At 69.4% G+C, this 17,976-nt stretch carries 15 protein-coding genes and 2 pseudogenes; 12 read left to right on the top strand and 5 right to left on the bottom strand.

Features of this window, described 5'->3' with window-relative positions:
• Positions 1–100 precede the first annotated feature (100 nt).
• Positions 101–712 carry a hypothetical protein gene (locus R6Y94_RS07645; protein WP_318395055.1) on the bottom strand — a complete coding sequence of 204 codons (612 nt, stop codon included), beginning with the start codon at positions 710–712 and terminating at the stop codon, positions 101–103.
• 183 nt (positions 713–895) lie between these two features.
• Here R6Y94_RS07645 and R6Y94_RS07640 point away from each other — a divergent pair, with 183 nt between their 5' ends.
• From R6Y94_RS07640 to R6Y94_RS07605, 8 genes are all read left to right on the top strand, one after another.
• The gene (locus R6Y94_RS07640) at positions 896–2,191 is read left to right on the top strand and encodes an efflux RND transporter periplasmic adaptor subunit (RefSeq protein ID WP_318395054.1); all 1,296 of its coding nucleotides are present in this window, start codon (positions 896–898) and stop codon (positions 2,189–2,191) included.
• A gap of 30 nt (positions 2,192–2,221) precedes the next feature.
• Positions 2,222–2,926, top strand: a complete 705-nt coding sequence (locus R6Y94_RS07635) for a response regulator transcription factor (RefSeq protein ID WP_318395053.1) — start codon at positions 2,222–2,224, stop codon at positions 2,924–2,926.
• A 2-nt stretch (positions 2,927–2,928) separates the two neighbouring features.
• The gene (locus tag R6Y94_RS07630; protein WP_318395052.1) at positions 2,929–4,422 is read left to right on the top strand and encodes a HAMP domain-containing sensor histidine kinase; all 1,494 of its coding nucleotides are present in this window, start codon (positions 2,929–2,931) and stop codon (positions 4,420–4,422) included.
• A gap of 41 nt (positions 4,423–4,463) precedes the next feature.
• On the top strand, positions 4,464–5,717 hold the full coding sequence (locus tag R6Y94_RS07625) for an efflux RND transporter periplasmic adaptor subunit (RefSeq protein ID WP_318395051.1): 1,254 nt from the start codon (positions 4,464–4,466) through the stop codon (positions 5,715–5,717).
• Entirely contained in the window at positions 5,714–6,409 is a 696-nt protein-coding gene (locus R6Y94_RS07620; RefSeq protein WP_318395050.1) for an ABC transporter ATP-binding protein, read from the top strand. Before R6Y94_RS07625 ends, R6Y94_RS07620 begins: the two co-directional genes overlap by 4 nt.
• A complete protein-coding gene (locus R6Y94_RS07615; protein WP_318395049.1) occupies positions 6,406–7,596 on the top strand; it encodes an ABC transporter permease in 1,191 nt (396 codons plus the stop codon). The genes R6Y94_RS07620 and R6Y94_RS07615 overlap by 4 nt, the downstream gene beginning before the upstream one ends.
• Positions 7,597–7,611: 15 nt before the next feature.
• Positions 7,612–8,088 (top strand): hypothetical protein, encoded by a 477-nt coding sequence (locus R6Y94_RS07610; protein WP_318395048.1) that lies wholly within the window; start codon positions 7,612–7,614, stop codon positions 8,086–8,088.
• A 265-nt stretch (positions 8,089–8,353) separates the two neighbouring features.
• The gene (locus tag R6Y94_RS07605) at positions 8,354–8,776 is read left to right on the top strand and encodes a hypothetical protein (RefSeq protein ID WP_318395047.1); all 423 of its coding nucleotides are present in this window, start codon (positions 8,354–8,356) and stop codon (positions 8,774–8,776) included.
• Between the two features lie 72 nt (positions 8,777–8,848).
• Here R6Y94_RS07605 and R6Y94_RS07600 read toward each other — a convergent pair whose 3' ends face one another.
• Entirely contained in the window at positions 8,849–9,094 is a 246-nt protein-coding gene (locus R6Y94_RS07600) for a hypothetical protein (RefSeq protein WP_318395046.1), read from the bottom strand.
• Between the two features lie 82 nt (positions 9,095–9,176).
• Between R6Y94_RS07600 and R6Y94_RS07595 the strand changes: the two genes are divergently transcribed.
• A complete protein-coding gene (locus R6Y94_RS07595) occupies positions 9,177–9,683 on the top strand; it encodes a hypothetical protein (RefSeq protein ID WP_318395045.1) in 507 nt (168 codons plus the stop codon).
• Between the two features lie 487 nt (positions 9,684–10,170).
• Here R6Y94_RS07595 and R6Y94_RS07590 read toward each other — a convergent pair.
• The 3 genes and pseudogenes from R6Y94_RS07590 to R6Y94_RS07580 all read right to left on the bottom strand — a co-directional run.
• Positions 10,171–10,919 (bottom strand): annotated as a pseudogene (locus R6Y94_RS07590) (ISL3 family transposase); the annotation flags it as partial.
• Positions 10,920–11,007: 88 nt separating this feature from the next.
• Positions 11,008–11,319, bottom strand: a complete 312-nt coding sequence (locus tag R6Y94_RS07585; RefSeq protein ID WP_318395044.1) for a hypothetical protein — start codon at positions 11,317–11,319, stop codon at positions 11,008–11,010.
• A gap of 737 nt (positions 11,320–12,056) precedes the next feature.
• Positions 12,057–12,441: pseudogene (locus R6Y94_RS07580) on the bottom strand (sigma factor); the annotation flags it as partial.
• Positions 12,442–12,900: 459 nt separating this feature from the next.
• Between R6Y94_RS07580 and R6Y94_RS07575 the strand changes: the two are divergent.
• Genes R6Y94_RS07575 through R6Y94_RS07565 form a run of 3 tightly spaced genes read left to right on the top strand, consistent with a single transcriptional unit; the run spans position 12,901 to position 17,956 of the window.
• Positions 12,901–13,542: a peptidoglycan-binding protein gene (locus R6Y94_RS07575; protein WP_318395043.1), complete on the top strand. Its 642-nt coding sequence runs from the start codon at positions 12,901–12,903 to the stop codon at positions 13,540–13,542.
• Positions 13,532–14,548 carry a C40 family peptidase gene (locus tag R6Y94_RS07570; protein ID WP_318395042.1) on the top strand — a complete coding sequence of 339 codons (1,017 nt, stop codon included), beginning with the start codon at positions 13,532–13,534 and terminating at the stop codon, positions 14,546–14,548. Before R6Y94_RS07575 ends, R6Y94_RS07570 begins: the two co-directional genes overlap by 11 nt.
• A 24-nt stretch (positions 14,549–14,572) precedes the next feature.
• Positions 14,573–17,956 carry a BTAD domain-containing putative transcriptional regulator gene (locus R6Y94_RS07565; protein ID WP_318395041.1) on the top strand — a complete coding sequence of 1,128 codons (3,384 nt, stop codon included), beginning with the start codon at positions 14,573–14,575 and terminating at the stop codon, positions 17,954–17,956.
• Positions 17,957–17,976: the final 20 nt, after the last annotated feature.

The raw sequence follows: 17,976 nt of genomic DNA, 5'->3' as shown, positions 1-17,976 counted from the left end.
GGCGGGGTCGATGGGCCCGTCCCCCATGGGTGATGACGCGGGACACAGCACGCGTGCTGCGGATTTGCGCGGGCTCCTGCCGATCGGACCGAACCTCGGCCTACGGCCTGGCGGTTGCGGTCGGGCGGAGCACGTCACACGCCTGCATGGCCTCGGCGACCTTCGGGTCCGTGGTAGCCGGGTTGGCCCGCAGGTCGACACCCCGGTCGGCGAGGCAGTTGCGGTACGCCGCACCGGCGTCGCGGTTACCGCCGCCCGGCCCGCCTTGGCCGCCGGGTCCGTTGCCTCCCGGGCCGCCGCTGGGCCGCACCGACTCGCAGGCCTCCTGTGCCTTCTGCCAGGTCGCGTCGTCGACCCCTTCGGGGCGGAAGCCACCCATCCGGCCGCCACCTGGTCCACCCGACGGGAACGCGGTCGGCCGGCCGGAGGGGAACGCGCTGGGACGGCCGGAGGGAAACGCGGTCGGCCGGCCGGAGGGGAACGCGCTGGGACGGCCGGAGGGAAAGGTGTTCGAGATGTCGATGCCCTGGTCGCGGAGACAGTCGAGGTATGCCGACGCCCCGTCCGGCGCGCCTGCGGAGCCCTGGCCGGGGCCGCTGGACCCACCCTCGCCGTCCGAGCCGCAACCGGCCGCCATGAGCAGCGCCGCCGACCCGACGGCCAGCGCCAGGGTCCATCGTGTGCGGGGAGACTGTCGCGTGCGCAGAGACACAGGTCCTCCATCCTCGTCGTGCCGCCTGGGCTCGGGAACGTCTCGCGGCACGCCGGCCAATGCAACCGCTACTACCTCCACGCCAGGTCAGGCCAAGCTCAAAAAACCCTTCGAATCGACTCTGAGGAAACTCCGAGGTACGGCTCAGCCGCCTGCGAGGTGAGGCACCGATACTCGCCGCTCATGGGCTTCCTCCGAAGAAGATGGCGCGGCCGCGGCCGGATCGCCGTGTGCGGCGTCGCCGCGCTGGTCGTAATCGGCACTGCGGTGGCGTGGACGCTGCTCCGGGCAGAGCCGGCCCCGTCGGGCGGGAGCGGCACCGCGCGGGTCGACCGGGGTGAGGTGGTCACGGCTGTCGCGACGACCGGATCGCTGGAGCCCGCGCAGACCCGCACGCTCGGCTTCGCCACCGACGGCACGGTGACGGCGGTGGAGGTACGCCCCGGCGATCAGGTGAAGACCGGTCAGGTGCTCGCCGAGATCGACGCCACCGACGCGAAGGAGCGGGTGGACGAGACGCGGCAGGCGCTCGAGGACGCGGAGGAGGCGCTCGAGGACGCGGAGCAGGCGCTCGAGGACGCGGAGCAGGCGGCCGACGTCGGGACGGCAGCTTGCCCCGTCGCCACCCCCCGATCCGGGCAGGCCGTCCCGATTGTCCTGGTCGCCACCGGCGGCGCGACGCCATCGCCGTCGGCGTCACCGAGCGGCCAGCCGTCCCCGTCGCCGACCCGAACGACTCAACCGCCGGCAGGTCAGCCGACGGCGAGCCAGCCGCCGCGCTCCGGCGGTGACCAGGCACCAGGGGGAAGCCAGGCGCCGGGCGGCGGCCGGAGTGCCGAGTGTTCCGGTCAGCGGGCCGGAGACCCGGTGCTCGCCGCGCAGCAGCGGGTGACGAGTGCCGAGGTCGCGCTCGCCGAGGCGGAGGAGCAACTCACCGGTACGAAGATCAAGGCACCGATCGGCGGAAAGGTGCTCACGGTGGCCGGCGCGGTGGGTGCCGAGGTCGGCGCCGGCGGCACGTTCGTGACCCTGGCCGATGTGGCTGGCATGCAGGTGGCGGCCGATGTCCCGGAGGCCTACGCGGGCCGTCTGAAGATCGGCCAGAGCGCCACCGTGACGCTCGCCAACCGGCCGAATGACGAGTTCGCCGCCCGCGTCGTGCGGATCGACCCGGTGGGCGCCGCCGATGGCAACCTGGTGCGGTACGGCGTCGTCCTCGCTTTCGAGGAGGTCCCCGCGGAGCTTCTCGTGGGGCAGAGCGCGAACGTCCGGGTGCGGACCAGTGAGGTCGCCGGTGTGCTGCGGGCGCCCTCGACGGCGGTACGCGGCGACGGAACCGTCGTGGTCAGGACGGCCACCGGCGATCAGGCCCGCGCCGTCGGCGTCGGGCTTCGCGGCGACCAGTACACGCAGATCACCAGCGGGCTCATCGAAGGCGACGAGATCGTCACAGCTGGCGTCGAGGAAAGTCCCAGCTAACTCTGAGGTACCTCCGATAGAAGTGATGACGTGGCTGGACGGTTGACCCGAGTGCTCGTCGTCGACGACGAGCCCAATATCTGTGCCCTGCTGTCGGCGACGCTGCGGCTCATCGAGTTCGATGTGCGGGTCGCCGGTGGCGGGCACGAGGCGTTGGTGGCGGCGGTCGAGTTCGAGCCGGACCTGGTGGTGCTCGACGTGATGCTGCCCGACCTCGACGGCTTCCAGGTCGCGCAGCGCCTGCGGTCCGGGCCGGGGCCGCACGTTCCGGTGCTGTTCCTGACCGCGCGCGACGCGGTCGAGGACCGGATCTCCGGCCTGACCGTCGGCGCCGACGACTACGTCACCAAGCCGTTCAGCCTGGAGGAGGTCGTACTCCGTATTCGGGCGATCCTGCGTCGCAGCCGGATCGAGCCGGACGACGACACCGGCGTGCTGCGTTACGCCGATGTCGAACTCGACGAGGACGCGCATGAGGTGCGTCGCGGCGGCCGGCTGGTCGAACTGTCGCCGACCGAGTTCAACCTGCTCCGATATCTCCTGGTGAACGCGGGCCGGGTGGTGAGCAAGGCGCAGATCCTGGACCGGGTCTGGAACTACGACTTCGGCGGCGACGGCCGGATCGTCGAGTCGTACGTCTACTACCTCCGCAAGAAGATCGACTGCTGGGAGCCGCCGTTGATCCACACGGTCCGTGGTGTGGGTTACGCGCTGCGCCGGCCCCCGGACGAATGAGAATGCCCAGGTGGCGGCACTGGACGCTGCGGTCCCGCCTCGTCGTCGCCGTCGCCGCGCTCAGCGCGGTCGCCCTGGTCGTGTCGAACGCGGCAGGCATCGTCCTGCTGCGTCAGTACCTTACCGACCAGATCGACAACCAGCTCGCCGGGATGCGACACGTCGCGGCCCGCCCGGTGCCGCCTCCTGACCAGACTCGCGACAATCCGTTCCCCCGGGGCCGTTTCGACATGTACCGCACCATCCTTGTCTTCGACTCCGACGGTCGCCAGCTGCCATCCCCGTCACCGGAGGAGATCTCGCCGCCGCAGGTGGGGGCGTTCGCCGCGCTACGGGAGAAGGCGCGCGACGGGCCGTTCACCGTGGAGTCCGTCGACGGCGAGGACCACTGGCGGGTGGCGGTGGTCACCCAACCCGACGGCGGGGTGGCCATACCGGCGATCTCGCTTCGTCAGGTAGAGGCGACGGCGGACCTGCTGCTCACCATCGACCTGGTCGTGATGCTCGTCGTGCTGTTCCTGCTCGCGCTGGTCGCCGCCGCGGTGGTCCGGATCGGCCTGCGCCCGCTGATCCGGATGGAGGGCACCTCCGCCGCGATCACCGCCGGTGACCTGACCCACCGTGTGGACGACGCCGACCCGCACACCGAGTCGGGTCGGCTGGGAATCGCGTTGAACTCGATGCTTGACCGGATCGAGTCGGAGGTCGCCGCGAGGACCGCGTCCGAGCAGCGGCTCCGGCAGTTCGTTGCGGACGCGTCGCACGAGCTGCGTACCCCGCTCACCTCGATCCGCGGCTTCGCCGAGCTGTACCGGCGCGGCGGGGCGCCGCCCGGACGGCTGCTCGACGAGACGATGTCCCGGATCGAGGGCGAAGCCGCGCGGATGGGGCTGCTGGTCGAGGACATGCTGCTGCTGGCCCGGCTGGACCGCCAGCGGGAGCCGCAGCGGCGTCCGGTCGACCTGCTCGCGATCGCCGCCGACACGATCCGCGACGCGCACGCCCGCCGCCCCGACCGCCCGGTCCGGTTGGCCAGCTTCGGCGGCGACCAGTGCGCCTTCGAGGCGGTGACGGTCCTCGGCGACGAGCACGGGCTGCGCCAGGTCGCCACCAACCTGGTCGCCAACGCGCTGCAGCACACGCCGCAGCACGCCGACATCACCGTACGGGTCGGCCGGCTTGCGGCCTACCGACCCCGTCGTCACACGGCCGCGACTGTCGGCGAGGAGCCGCCACGTCGTACGCCGCTCGCCGTGTTCGAGGTCGCCGACAACGGCCCCGGCCTGCCACCGGAACACGCCGGCCGGGTCTTCGAGCGGCTCTACCGGGCGGATCCGAGCCGCGCCCGCAGCAACGGCGGCTCCGGGCTCGGCCTGTCGATCGTCGCGGCGATCGTGCACGGTCACGGCGGCCGGGTCGAACTGGAGACGAGCCCCGGCCAGGGCGCGGCGTTCCGGGTGCTGCTGCCCACCGGTTCCCAGTCAGCTTTGAGCTAGCGCGGGGCTTGCTCCGAGCCGCCTCCTGCAAGCTGTCGCGCATGCGCCACACCCTCCCGAGGCTGGGCAGGCCGTCGCTTCGAAGACTGCGGACGTCGCCAGCCCTGATCGTCAACGTCATCCTCGCCCTGGCGGTGGCCGGCGCGGCCACCTGGGCATACACGTCGTTCAGCACCGCGGAGGCCGCCGAGCCGGGCTCCGGCGGCAGCCGCACCGTCGCCGCGGCCCAGGGCACGGTCACCGCGACGGTCTCCGCCGCCGGCAGCGTCCGCAGCGCCTCGACGGCGACGGCCACGTTCGCCACCTCCGGCACCGTCACCGCGATACGGGTGCAGGTCGGCGACAAGGTGACCAAGGGCCAGGCACTGGCGGTGGTGGACGACACCGCCGCGCGGCGGCAACTCGACGCCGCCCGGACCAACCTCGACGCCGCGCAGGCCGCGCTCGACCGGGCGCAGGACGCCGACGGCGACACCTCCGAGGCCGAGGCGCAGGTTGACCAGGCCGAACTCGACGTCGACGAGGCCGAGGACGCCGTCGCCGGTACCACCCTCAAGGCGCCGATGGCCGGCACGGTGACCGCCGTCAACGGCACCGTCGGCGGATCCGCCTCCGGAAACGGCGGCACCGGCAGCAACAACACGAACGGCGGCGGCAACGCACCGGGCGGCACCTCCAACAGCGGCGGCGACACCGGGTCCGGGTCGGCGGCCGGCTTCATCGAGATCGCCGACCTGACCCGGCTGGAGGTCTCCGCGTCGATCGCCGAGGCGGACGCGACGAAGCTCAAAACCGGCCAGACCGGCACCGTCACCTGGAACGCCCTACCCGAGGCGCGGTCCACGGCCAAGCTCGCCGCCGTCGACCCGAACGCGACGACGGCGAACAACGTCGTCACCTACGGGGTGACGTTCACCCTCGACGACCTGCCCGACGGGGTACGCGCCGGCCAGAGCGTCAACGTGTCGGTCACCGTCGGCCAGGCCGACAACGTCGTCTACGTCAACTCGGCCGCCGTCACCAGCGCGGGCAACCGGCACACCGTCACCGTCATGGACAACGGCCGGCGAACCGTTCGCGCGGTCGAAGTCGGCCTCGAAGGCGACAGCACGACCGAGATCACGTCCGGGCTGACCGCCGGAGAGCAAATCCTGATCGACACGCCCAACAACTCCTCCAACCAGGGAACGTCGCCGGGCGGCGGCTTCCCCGGTGGCGGAGCGGGCCCCGGCGGCGGCGGTTTCCCCGGCGGCGGAGGACCCCCCGGCGGCGGACGGCTCGGAGGTGGCCGATGACTGTCCTCGACATACGCACCGTCACGAAGGTGTACGGCCAGGGCGCCGCCACGGTCCACGCGCTACGCGGCGTGTCACTCACCGTCGAACGCGGCGAATACGTGGCGATCATGGGCTCGTCCGGCTCCGGCAAGTCCACCCTGATGAACATCCTCGGCTGCCTCGACACCCCCACCACCGGCCAGTACCTGCTCGACGGCGTCGACGTGAGCCGGCTCAACGACCGCCAACTCGCCCTGGTCCGCAACCACCGCATCGGCTTCGTCTTCCAGTCGTTCAACCTGATCCCCCGCACCACCGCGGTCGGCAACGTCGAACTGCCTCTGGCCTACGCCGGGATCAGAGCGGCCGAGCGCCGTCGACGGGCCCGAGCCGCGCTGGACCTGGTCGGGCTCGCGCAGCGCGGCGACCACGAGCCGAACCAGCTCTCCGGGGGGCAGCAGCAACGCGTCGCGGTGGCCCGGGCCCTGGTCACCGAGCCCGCCCTGGTACTCGCCGACGAACCCACCGGCAACCTCGACAGCCGGTCGACCGACGACATCCTCGGCATCCTCGACGACCTGCACGCCGCCGGCCGCACCATCCTGCTCATCACCCACGAAGACGACGTGGCCGCCCGCGCCAGCCGCCTCATCCGGCTCGTCGACGGCCAGATCGTCACTGACGTCCGACAGCAGCGGGTGCCGGCATGAGCATCCTCGAGGTGCTGCGGTTCGCGATACGCGGGATCGGCGCCAACAAGCTGCGCTCCGGCCTCACCATGCTCGGCATCCTGATCGGCGTCGCCGCCGTGATCCTGCTGGTCGCCGTCGGCAACGGCTCCGCACGCCAGGTCGCGGACCGGATCGAGGCCTTGGGCACCAAGACCCTGACCGTGCAGGGCGTCGGCGGCAGCGGCGTCCTCACCCCGACCGTCGCCGACGCGCTCGACGACCCGGTCCTCGCTCCCGACGTCGCGTCGGTGTCACCCGTGGCCAGCACTCAGGCGACCCTGACCTACCAGGGCACCGACCACTCCGTGCAACAGCTCGTCGGCAGTACCCCAAGCTACTTCGCCGCATCGAACTCGCCGGTCGGCGCCGGAGCGGCGTTCACCGCCGACGACGTCACACAGGGCCGCCCCGTCGTGGTGATCGGGCAGACCGTCGCCGCCGAACTGTTCCCCGGCGTCGAACCCGTCGGCAAGGCGATCACCGCCAACGGCGCCCTGTTCACCGTCATCGGCGTACTGGACGAGAAGAGCAGCGCCTCCGGGTTCATGGACGCCAACGACGTCGCTATCGCACCACTGACCGCGGTCCAGCAGGCACTCACCGGCTACGGCACGCTCACCTCGATCGTGGTCGAGGCCCGCACCACGCAGAAGGTGACCGACGCACAGGCACAGGTCTCCCTGATCCTGTCCCAGCGAATTAGGGCGCCCGCCGCCTCGAACAGCCAGCCATACCGCATCCAGAACGCGTCCCAGCTCCTGCAGACACAGACCGAGACGGCCGACACGTTCACCACACTCCTCGGCGCCGTCGCCGGCATCAGCCTGCTCGTCGGCGGCATCGGCATCACCAACATCATGCTCGTCACGGTCACCGAACGCACCCGCGAGATCGGCATCCGCAAAGCCCTCGGCGCACCACGACGGGCCATCCTCACCCAATTCCTGGCCGAGGCCACGATGCTGAGCCTGCTAGGCGGAGGCTTGGGCGTCGCCGCCGCCTACATCGGCAGCAACTTCACCATCGTCGGCGTCCGACCGGTCATCGTGCCCAGCTCGATCGTGCTCGCCCTGTGCGTGTCGGTCGCGATCGGGCTCTTCTTCGGCAGCGTGCCCGCCAACCGAGCGGCCCGACTCCGCCCCATCGACGCCCTTCGCTACGAATAACCCCAGGAGAACCCCGTGACCGCATCCGCACTGGACGCCGAACTGGCCGCCGCGGCGAACCGCCGCCGGTGGAACAGGACGACACTCGTCCTCGCTGTCGCGCTACTCCTCGTCGGCGGCTTCGTAGCCGGAATCGAGGCACAGAAAGCATTCGGCGCGCAACCCACCACCACAGGACCAGGCGGCTTCCGGGGACAAGGCGGCTTCACCCCACCCACCGCCTACCCGGGAGGTGGCGCACCCGACGGCGACACTCAAGGCGGACGAGGACGAGCCGCAGCCACCACGGGAACCGTGAAACTCATCGACGGCACCACGATCTACCTGCAGACAGCGTCAGGCGACGTGATCACCATCCGCACCGACGGCGACACGACGGTACAGGTCCCCGGCGAACTGAAGGAACTCAAGGCCGGCGACAGGGTCAGCGTCAACGGCGACACCGACGCCGAGGGCTCGGTAACCGCATCGACGCTCACGAAAACCAACTGAGGTGACGACACCGCTCCCCTCCCTCCCAGGACTGTCGCCGACACGCAGCAAGCCCCCGCAACCACACGAACCACAACACCAACACCCCGGATCGCCACCGACGACACTCCTCGGCCGCCAGGCCGCGCCCTGCCGCGACCGGAACCGGCCGGAACCGAACCGCGCGCAAGGCGGCGTCAGAAGCCGCTCGCTGACCAGCCAATAACGCTCAACACACGCGGCCGACCGGACGACTGCTCGCCGCGCCAAGTCAACGGAGAACGCGATGAACGACGCGTCGAACACCGGCGGAACCATCTGGGTGTTCGGTGACATCACCCGCGTCGCCGGCCTGAGCCTGCACCTACCGGCCACATGGTCCACACGACCGGGCCAGGACATCACCAACGTCAAGGACGACGACCTCGTGTTGCTGGTCCGCCCGACCATCGACGAAGTCGCCGCCATGGACCGAAAACTCGCTCAACGACCACAACTGGTAGTACTGCTCGACGAATCATGCCCGGCGGCCACCATCGCCGCAGTACTCGAAGCAGGAGCCGACATCTGCGTCCGCGCCACCTCAAGCGCAGTCCTGGCCAGCCACCTACTGGCCTGCCGCCGTCGGCTGCGCCGCGCGGGCAGGCCCCTCCTGGGCCGTGACGCGCACGGCAATCAGGCTCCTGATTCCATCACCCTGCGCCCCTGACGGGGGGGCAAGGTGGGCCACGACAGCAGACTCAGTGCAAGTTCCGCAGTCGCCCCTGGTACGGAGGCCGGTTCAGCTCGGACGAGCGTCACTGCCCGACCCGTTGTCGACAGCCGCGCGAACCGCAGGCAGGCGACTGGTCAGGATGCGGGCGTACGCCGCCAGGACGTCCGTGGACCGCTCGACCTGTTTCCACCATGATTCCGCCTCAGCGGTCGATACGGGGCTTTCGGATGAGGCGTCGGTGCCCTCCGGTCGCGCGAGCCGCACCGCGACACCGAGAACGTGATCGACAGCCTCGAGCACCAACGCCGCCAACGGCAGGAACAGTACCGACGCTTGCGGGGCATGCCGAGGGCAACGAGGCATCCACGACCATCAGCCGCACACGGAGTACGACGTGCCCCTTCTCAAACACTCACTCAGGCAGGATCACCAAAAGATCCGCGAAGGCTGGCGACCACTGGACCCCGGCGACCGGAGGACGCTCGGCTACGAGTCAAGGACCGGATTGGTTACGGGAGCATTGGGCAAGCTGGTCACGGACAAGGAGTTGGCCTATGCCTGGCTATACGGCGACCTCGTGCACGCGGACGACAGGGCGGAAGATCGCGTACACGGGCACGACATCGATGCCCGGTTTCAGGCAGGAACTTTTCTCATGGCGCACGTCGCGATACAGGCAATTAAGACGCTCAACTTCTTGAGGCACTTGCAGTCTGAAGGATATACAGGGCTCGAAGAGGATGTTTTCACCGAACGTGTCATCGCTCGCCCTCGGCGCGATTTGACGCACGCAAAATTCGCCACCGCGCCCGTCGGAACACCGGTGGCTGCTCTCGAAGCCCTTCTGGACGGCTTTTCCGCCCATCCGGACGCGGGCGATAGCGATTCCGAGGCAACCTGACACGGAACTACAGTAGGAGCCTGAATCGAGCCTGATAGTTCATTACCGTTGAACCCTGGTCTACCGGTCGCGACGGCGGGCAGGACCGGGAAGGTTCCCGTGTTCACTGACTGATCGCTCGTCGGAATAGGCACCCGGCTATACCCCCGCGGCATCGCCACGGCTACCCCGCAGCACTTCACCATGGCCTCCCGGACCGTGTGGCATCCACGATCCGAAAGTTGCCCACCGATCAACAGCGGCGAGCACGCACCGCAACCAGCCCTCATCCACCAGGTTCGAGCTGACGTCACCTTAGGAGGCTTCACACACCGGTTCCTCTCGTACACCTCTCCCACTCGCTCGCCGGACCCGCACCATCTGGCGGTGCTGTCACGTCCCGGCTTTGTCAGGGCCGCTTGCCACCCTCCCCGACACCTCCCGGATCAGGCTGCCCCCAGCTTCACTGACCTGCTGCGACAGGACAGCGGTGAAGGTCTCTCACCCCCACTCGATCAATCAGCGCCTCACGGCGCACGTGCCACAGATGCCGCCTGTCCGCGACCTGCACCGCGTTGGGCAAAGCGCGGCGGATGGCCTCGGCGTAGGTGGCCGAGCCGTCGCGGCACACGACCCCGACGCCGGGATGCTCGCGCAGCCACGCTTCCAGCGTGTCGGCGGTGCGGTCGGGCAGTACCTCGATCCGCTCATGTGTCTCGGCGTCGATCACCACGGTGGCGTAACGGTGCCGCCGGCGCAGAGCGAAATCGTCAACGCCGATCACACGGGGCGTCCGCCCCGTGGGCAACGGGATGCGCAGCAGGGCGCGCAGGGCCGTGTGACGGGACAGGCCCATGGCCAGTATCGCCAGCAAACGCGACCCTGCCCGGCCCGCTAGCTCCTTGACGACGGCCTTGACCTGCCTGGACAGGCGGGCCGTGCGGCGCTGGTGTCGCTCCAGCACCCCAGGAACCTGTTCACGGAAGGTGTGGCGGCAGCCGCGCGTGGGACACACCAGACGCCGCACCCGCACGCGGACCACCACCCGCCGCCCGTCGACCGGAACGTCCGCCACCGTCCGCCAGTGATAGCCGTGGACCCGTCCCGACGAAAACCCCGCACATCGGGCAGACCGCGGTGTCCCGCGGCGTCCGGGCCCGCACCACGATCCGCTCACCGTCGTCGACCACGACCTCGATGACCAGCGGGGACAACCCCCGAGAACACCGCCTGCACAAGCTTGTTGACATCCTCCACATAGGGAACAACGACCCCCACCACCCTCCGTCACCACCGAATGTGAGACAGGGCCGTTAACTTGACACTCCCCGGTGAGGTCGCACTCTCACCTCGGTTCAGCTCGCCGCTTCCGATCGCGGCTCCTGGCCAAGACCAGCGGGAGGTACCGGAAGCCGAGCCACGTGCCCCAGCCGAAGGACGCGAACGCCGCAAGCCCACAGATCAGCGCCAGCACACCACTCCCGTGTCCCATGCCCTGAATCAGCAGGAGTCCCAGACCAGGAAGCGCGAACATCGCGCCGGCATCGCGGATCGGGCCAGGAAAATCCGGCATATGACCGGTCAACACGATCAAGAGGCCCGCGCCGACGAGGCCGCCTCCCATGACGAGCCCAGTAACTGTTGCCAGCGTCGACATCTTCACATCCTCACGTGTGTTCCACGGCTACACACCCCACCGGCCCGGCACTGCTCCAAACGGGACCGCTCCACTGTCGACGGACATCTACGGCGGAACGGTCCGAGCAGGAATGCGTCCTGTCGGGCCAGAACCTGTGGTCGTCGAACGGGGCCGCCAACCTCACAACAGATCCTATATCCGTCCGATCTCCTGCTTGTCGCTGACCATCCAAATCGCTCCGGGGCGGTAGTCATCGCGCCTGCCCCACGCTTCGAAGGGTTCAGACCAGGCAGTGTAGGTCAAGCCGGCGTAGGCTCCAACTCCCGTTCAAATCCCGCCGCCGGTCGCGGCCCCTACAGGGCCACCAAAGGCACCAATTCCTACACCGACAGCTGCACCCGCTCCCCCGCCAATCCCAGCGTTGGTTGCCATTTCGCTCCTAATGTGTCCCCAGTCGACGAGTTCTCCACTCGACTTCTTCTCGGGATATTTTTCCTTCCATACGTACTGGAAGAAGAAGCAGGAGCCGCTTGTCCGGCACTTCAGGCTTCCCCCGTTTACCGCCGCGTCGCCCAAAAGATATGTTTAACCTTCCTCTGCCTTGCACGTCGTTGACGTCCACTTCGCACGCTCCGACTACATTGCAGTTATAGGTCGTCCCCATCCCACGGCCACCGTTCTGGACGATGCAGGACCCAACGGAGTTGCAGTCGTAGATGACCCTTCGACCATCGCCGCCACCCTTCCCGGTTATGGACGTGCGCACGCGCTGCCACGACGTCGGCCGGGTCGCTGGGCAACGGCTGAAGCCAGGTCACGTCCGGCCCGCCGACCTCCAACGGGTGCGGCGCCCGACTCGGCGCGCCCGGGCCGGACGGCAGCGCGCGGCGACCGCCTCGCTCCAGGGCCCGCAGGCACGCGTTGGTCGCGATTTGGTACAGCCAGGTCCGCAGCGACGAGCGCCCCCTCGAACCTGCCGTACGCCCGCCAGCCCAGCGCAAACGCCTCCTGGTCCAAGTCTTCGGCGTCATCGATCGAACCGAGCATCCGGTAGCAGTGCACCAGCAGTTCCCGCCGTAGCGGCTCCGCCTGGCGCACGAACTCCTCGCCGTTCGGTACGGCCTCCACCACACGCGACATCGGCAACTCCCTGACCCAATCGCGCAGACCCGACCACAGATGAAGATCCCAGGACTGGCGTGGACTCATCGCCACCGACGTGTGCGCTCGTCCACACCTTCCGGCGCACTCGCGCCCGCACACAGGGCCGGCCAACAGCATCTGTGTGGCGGACGGCGGGAACCGGCGCGCCGACGCCGCAGCCGTCTCTGAGTATCCGCATCTGCCGCAGTGCGCGCGCATGCCAGGTCCTCTGTGAGCTACCCACAGTGACGACCCCATCAGGCGTATGGCACACGGTCATGCGTCCGCGGCGGTACGGGCGGAGTACGGACAGTGCCGTGCCAGCGACCATTCTTACCGTTCCCACCAAGCCGCCCGGAAACCGGGCTTGCGCTGCCGGAACGACAGGGGAACGTGATGAGGACGGGGTTTGCGGAGCGATCGCCGCGTTCGACAGCCAACCGGCTTCGAGCGGGAGTGGCGACGGTGGTGGGCGCGGCACTGGTGTCGCTCGGTTCGATCGTGCTGTGGCCGATGTCGCCGGCTTCCGCCGACGTCGGTACGAGCGCGGCGACACTGTGCGATGTGGATCTGGAGTACGGCGAATCGGGAAGCTGCGTCGAGCGGTTGCAGCGGCGGCTCAACGAGTTGGGCCTCAACTGCGGCAACCAGCTCGCCGTCGACGGGGTGTTCGGTGCGGCGACACGGATGCGGGTGTTCGCGTTTCAGGGACGCAACCGGCTGGCCATGACCGGGGAGGTCGGGCCGGCGACCCGCTCGAAGCTCGCCAACCCGGACGAGCGGCTCGCCGTAGCCTGCGACTCGACGGTGGAGAGCCAGATCCGCGCCGTCTTCCCGGATTCGATCGCGAACAAGGCGGTCCGGGTCGCCCGGTGCGAGTCAGGGCTCAACCCGATCGCCGTCGGCCTCAACACCAACGGGACCAAGGATGTCGGGGTGTTTCAGTTCAACACCGGCGGAACGTTGCAGGAGTACCTGCCGGGAAGCACCGTGGCGGTGAAGATCGACAGGGCGCTGAGTTCGGCGGACAACATCCATGCCGCCTATGACCTGTACCGGGCTCGGGGCTGGCAGCCGTGGACCTGCGGTGACGCCTGACTTCACCTTCCCGATCTTCGGTCGAAAGCGACAGGACGCCAGGGGTCACGAGCCTCGCCGACCCCGCGATGAAAAGGAGATCCCCACCGTGCAGAGAAAACATCTGAGACCCAGAATCACGACGTCGATCGTGGCCTTCGTCGTCGCGGCCTCCAGTGCCGTCTTCGTGGCCGCGCCTTCGGCGTCCGCCGACGGTCTGTCCAACCCGAGCGGCACGCTCACCGTCTCCTGCCCGGGCGCCGACGCCTTCATCCAGGTCGACTGGAAAGGCGCGAACGCGGTGACCATCCGGTGGCGTGTCGACGACACCGGCACGGCGGCCAACTTCTCACCGGTGCTGCGGATCCAGGCCCACGACTCCGACCACACCGCGGCGCCCTTCGTCTTCCCCGGCGACAACGCCTATTACATCCTCAAGTCGGGTAACGGCACCCACGAGGTCGGCCTCAAGTCCGACTGGAACCCCAGCAACCTCGCCGACATTAATCACCTTAAGGTGAGGGTCCAGAACGGGACGACCGAGCAGGGGACCGCCTGCTTCCAGGAGAGGAACATCTTCAACTGGACCAGGATTGCCTATCGGAGAGCCGTCGACAAGCAGGGTGCCGACTACCGCTTGGGTGGTACGGGTCCGGACTATGACTGCTCGGGGCTCGTGCTCAAATCCTACAACGAGGTGGGGAACCTCCCCGACTTCGACATGAACAGTGTCCGCACCGCCGAGCAGATCTACAACTGGGCTCGGACACACACCTCCCCCGCGAAGAAGTACGCCAAGCAGGTTTCGGCTGCGGACCTGAAGATCGGTGACCTGCTCTTCTACACGAACACCGCCGACAACGGCCGCTTCATCACACACGTCGCCTTCTGGGCCGGGGACAACACCCTCTACGACGCTCACAGTCCCGGGGTTCCGGTCGGATTCCACGCCAACACCTCGTGGTGGAGCAGCCGCTTCGTCACCGCCTACCGCATCCTTGGCGTTTCGGACGTCGCCAGCGGGTGACGTAGTTCCTCCGCCAGATCGGCGGTGCACCGGGACACCGATCCCGGCGTCCTGTTCCAGCCAGGACGCCGGGATCGGCGTGCGTCTTCCTGCGCTGGTCAGCGGCACATAGGATGGGCCGGTGCCGCGAAGATCGCAGTGCAACGATCTGACCACCCGGTGTGGGTACAAGTGACGGCGACAAGCTTCGGCGGGCTGCTTCGAGCCCATCGCCGCCGTACCGGAGTGACGCAACGGCAACTCGCCGGCCGGGCGGGCATGAGCGCGGGCGCGATCCGCGATCTGGAACAGGGCAGGACGAGAAGCCCGAAGCGGGACTCGGTCCAGGCCATCGCCACCGCACTCGGGTTGAGCGGGCCCGACGTCGAGCAACTTCACGCCGCCGCCGAGGCCCATCGCGCACAGCGCGCCGAAGCCGGTCCGGTCCGTGGCGGCCCACTGCGCATCCGTGTGCTCGGTCCGATCGAGGTCTGGCACGGCGATGTCCAGGCATCCCTCGGCTCCGACCTACAACGCACGCTGCTCGGGCGGCTCGCACTCGGCGCCGGCGCGGCGGTCGCCCAGGACGAACTCATCGAACTCCTGTGGCAGCACGGCGAAGCCCAGAACCCCGTGAACCTGCTGCACACGCACGTCGCCAGGTTGCGGCGGCTGCTTGACTCCGACTCGCGGACCGACAGCGTGCTCGTCGGCGGTCAGACCGGGTACCGGCTCGCAGTCACCGCCGATCAACTGGACCTGCTGGCGTTCCGCGATCTCACCGCGCGGGCGGCGTACGACGCGCCGGAGGCGGCGTTGACCCGGCTCGCCGAAGCCGTCGCGCTGTGGCGCGGCGAGATCGACGCGGAGCGGGTGGCGTCGAGCCCGCTCTACACCGCCGTAGCCACCGAGTACGCCACCGCCGTCCAGGCGTTCGCCACTCTGGCGCGTGATCTCGGCAAGCCGGAACGGGCGTTGAGACCGGTGCTGAGGCTTGCGAATCGGCGCGAGCTGGACGAGCCGCTGCACGTCGAGCTGATCCTGACCCTGGCCGCGAGCGGCCGGCAGGCGGAGGCGCTCGCGGCGTACGACCGGATCCGGTCCGCACTCGCCGACCAGCTCGGCATCGATCCTGGCGAGCGGCTGCGCTCCGCCCAGCTCGCGGTGCTCCGGCAGCGGGAGCGGCAGGCCCGCCGGACAGTGGGGCGGATCGCGGTCCAGCAGGCGCCCGCCCCGCCGCCGGACTTCGTCGGCAGGGCGGACGAAATGGCCGTGATCGAGGCTGCGTTCGCCAGGGCGGGCCAGGAGGCCGGATCGCCCTCGTCCCGGATGGTCCTGATCGACGGCATCGCCGGAGTCGGCAAGACCGCTCTGGCGCTCGCCGCCGCGCACCGCTTGCGGGCGAGGTATCCCGACGGTCAGCTCTACGCCGACCTGCGCGGCACCTCCGCGACCGCGCCGGAACCGATGCGGGTGCTCGGCCGGTTTCTCCGCGCGCTGGGCGTGCCGAGCAGGCGGATCGGGACCGACGAGACCGAGGCGGCCGCGTTGTTCCGCAGCGAGCTCGCCGACCGGCGGATGCTGGTGCTGCTGGACAACGCACATGACGCCGACCAGGTCCGGCCCCTGCTGCCGGGTGCGGGCGGCAGCGACCTGATCGTGACCAGCCGGCGCAGGATGCTCGGCCTCGCCGGTGCGAGCGTCGTCCACCTCGAACCGCTCAACCCGGCGGAGTCGATCACCCTGATCGCCGCGACCGCGGGATCCCATCGGATCGACGCCGATCCCGACGCGGCCGGTGCGCTCGCCGAGGCCTGCGCCCGGCTGCCGCTCGCGCTGCGCATCGCGAGCGCCCGACTGGCCACCCGGCGGGCGTGGACCATCGGCGACCTGACCCGCCGGCTGTACGACGACAACCGAAGACTCACCGAGCTGTCCACCGGTGAGTCGAGCGTGCTCACCAGTTTCCAGCTCAGCTACGCCGATCTGAGCGATGCGGCCCAGCGCGCGTTCCGGCTGTGCAGCCTGCACCCCGGCGACGACTTCGGCGCCGACAGCACCGGTGTACTGCTGGCGATGCCGGCGGCCGAGGCCGATCGCGTGTTGGAGGACCTGCTCGAGGCGAACATGCTGATGCAGTACGCGACGGACCGCTACCGGTTCCACGACCTGCTGGGTCTGTACGCCCGCCGGCTGCTCGCCGACGACACCGAGTGCGAAGCCGCGCGTTCCCGGCTGTACACCTGGTACGCCGACGCGGTGACGGCCGCGATGGAGTGGGTGTACCCGCAGCTCGTCCGGCTCGACACGCATGCGGAGCGGGACAGGTTCTTCGCCACCGAGGCCGACGCGCTCGCCTGGCTGGACGTCGAGGTGCCCGCGTTGGTCGCCGTCGTCAGGCACTCGGCCGGGTCCGCCGACCCTGCGCTGTCCTGGCGGATCACCGACCAGCTCCGCGGGTACTTCCTGATCCGCCGGCACATCGACGGCTGCCTGCCCGCGGTGGAGGCGGGTCTGGACGCGGCCGCCAGCGCCGGCGACGACGTCGCGCGGACCGCGATGTTGATCAGCCGTGCCCAGGCACTGTGGTCGGTCGGTCGGGACGAGGAGGCGCTTTCCGACTGTCTCGCCGGCGAGCAGCTCGCGGTGACCACCGGCTGGACGACAGCCGCGGCGTACCTGTCCCATCACATCGGGTGGCTATATCTGGAGCAGGGCAAGCTCGCCGACGCGGAGCAGTGGCTGCACCGCGCGCTTGAGTTGACCGAGGACGACCACCTCGGCCACGTGCGGGCGGTCGCGCTCAACGGGCTCGGGGTGATGCGGATGTGCCAGGGCGAGCTGTGGGACGCCGCCGACCTGCTGAACGCGGCGCTGAAGATCAATGAGGTGACCGGCCGGGAGACGTCCGCGCTGGCCAATCGGGGCAACCTGGCGAGCGCGCTACGTCAGCTCGGTGCGGAGGCACGCGCCTCCGAACTGCTCGTCGACGTGCTCGCGGCGTACCGGAAGGGATCGAACCAGCGCGGCGAGCTGTCCACTTTGGACGAGTTGAGCCAGCTCTACAGACAGCGCGGAGACGCCGCCACCGCACTGGAGGTGGCCAGCCGAGCGCACGAGATGGCGGTCGCGGTCCACGACAGGAAGGCCACCGCACAGACCTCGGCCACTGTGGCGGAGGCGTACCTCGCGCTCGGCAACACCATAACGGCGGCCCAGTGGTTCGAGCACTGCGTGACGATCGCGCACCACACCTACCCGTTCGTGGCGGCACGGGCACTGGTCGGCCTCGCCACCGCCCGGCTCTCGGCAGATGACCCGACCTCGGCGAGCTACACCGCCGAGCAGGCCGTGGCGATCGCGGGCTCCTGCGGTTTCCGGCTGCTGGAAAGGCGGGCGTTGGCGGCACTGCACGCGTCGACAGGGTGAACGAACCAGTCGGCGGCCGG

The organism is Plantactinospora sp. KLBMP9567 (assembly GCF_033446045.1).
Lineage (GTDB): Bacteria > Actinomycetota > Actinomycetes > Mycobacteriales > Micromonosporaceae > Plantactinospora.
Note: the sequence above shows the minus strand (reverse complement) of the source record. Positions and strands in the feature narration are given on the sequence as shown.

What these genes read in the sequence shown, in the direction of transcription:
- R6Y94_RS07605 (WP_318395047.1), top strand. Translation starts at nt 8,354, where the DNA reads ATGAACGACGCGTCGAACACCGGCGGAACCATCTGGGTGTTCGGTGAC.
- R6Y94_RS07620 (WP_318395050.1), top strand. Translation starts at nt 5,714, where the DNA reads ATGACTGTCCTCGACATACGCACCGTCACGAAGGTGTACGGCCAGGGC.
- R6Y94_RS07625 (WP_318395051.1), top strand. Translation starts at nt 4,464, where the DNA reads ATGCGCCACACCCTCCCGAGGCTGGGCAGGCCGTCGCTTCGAAGACTG.
- R6Y94_RS07585 (WP_318395044.1), bottom strand. Translation starts at nt 11,319, where the DNA reads ATGTCGACGCTGGCAACAGTTACTGGGCTCGTCATGGGAGGCGGCCTC.
- R6Y94_RS07640 (WP_318395054.1), top strand. Translation starts at nt 896, where the DNA reads ATGGGCTTCCTCCGAAGAAGATGGCGCGGCCGCGGCCGGATCGCCGTG.
- R6Y94_RS07615 (WP_318395049.1), top strand. Translation starts at nt 6,406, where the DNA reads ATGAGCATCCTCGAGGTGCTGCGGTTCGCGATACGCGGGATCGGCGCC.
- R6Y94_RS07630 (WP_318395052.1), top strand. Translation starts at nt 2,929, where the DNA reads ATGCCCAGGTGGCGGCACTGGACGCTGCGGTCCCGCCTCGTCGTCGCC.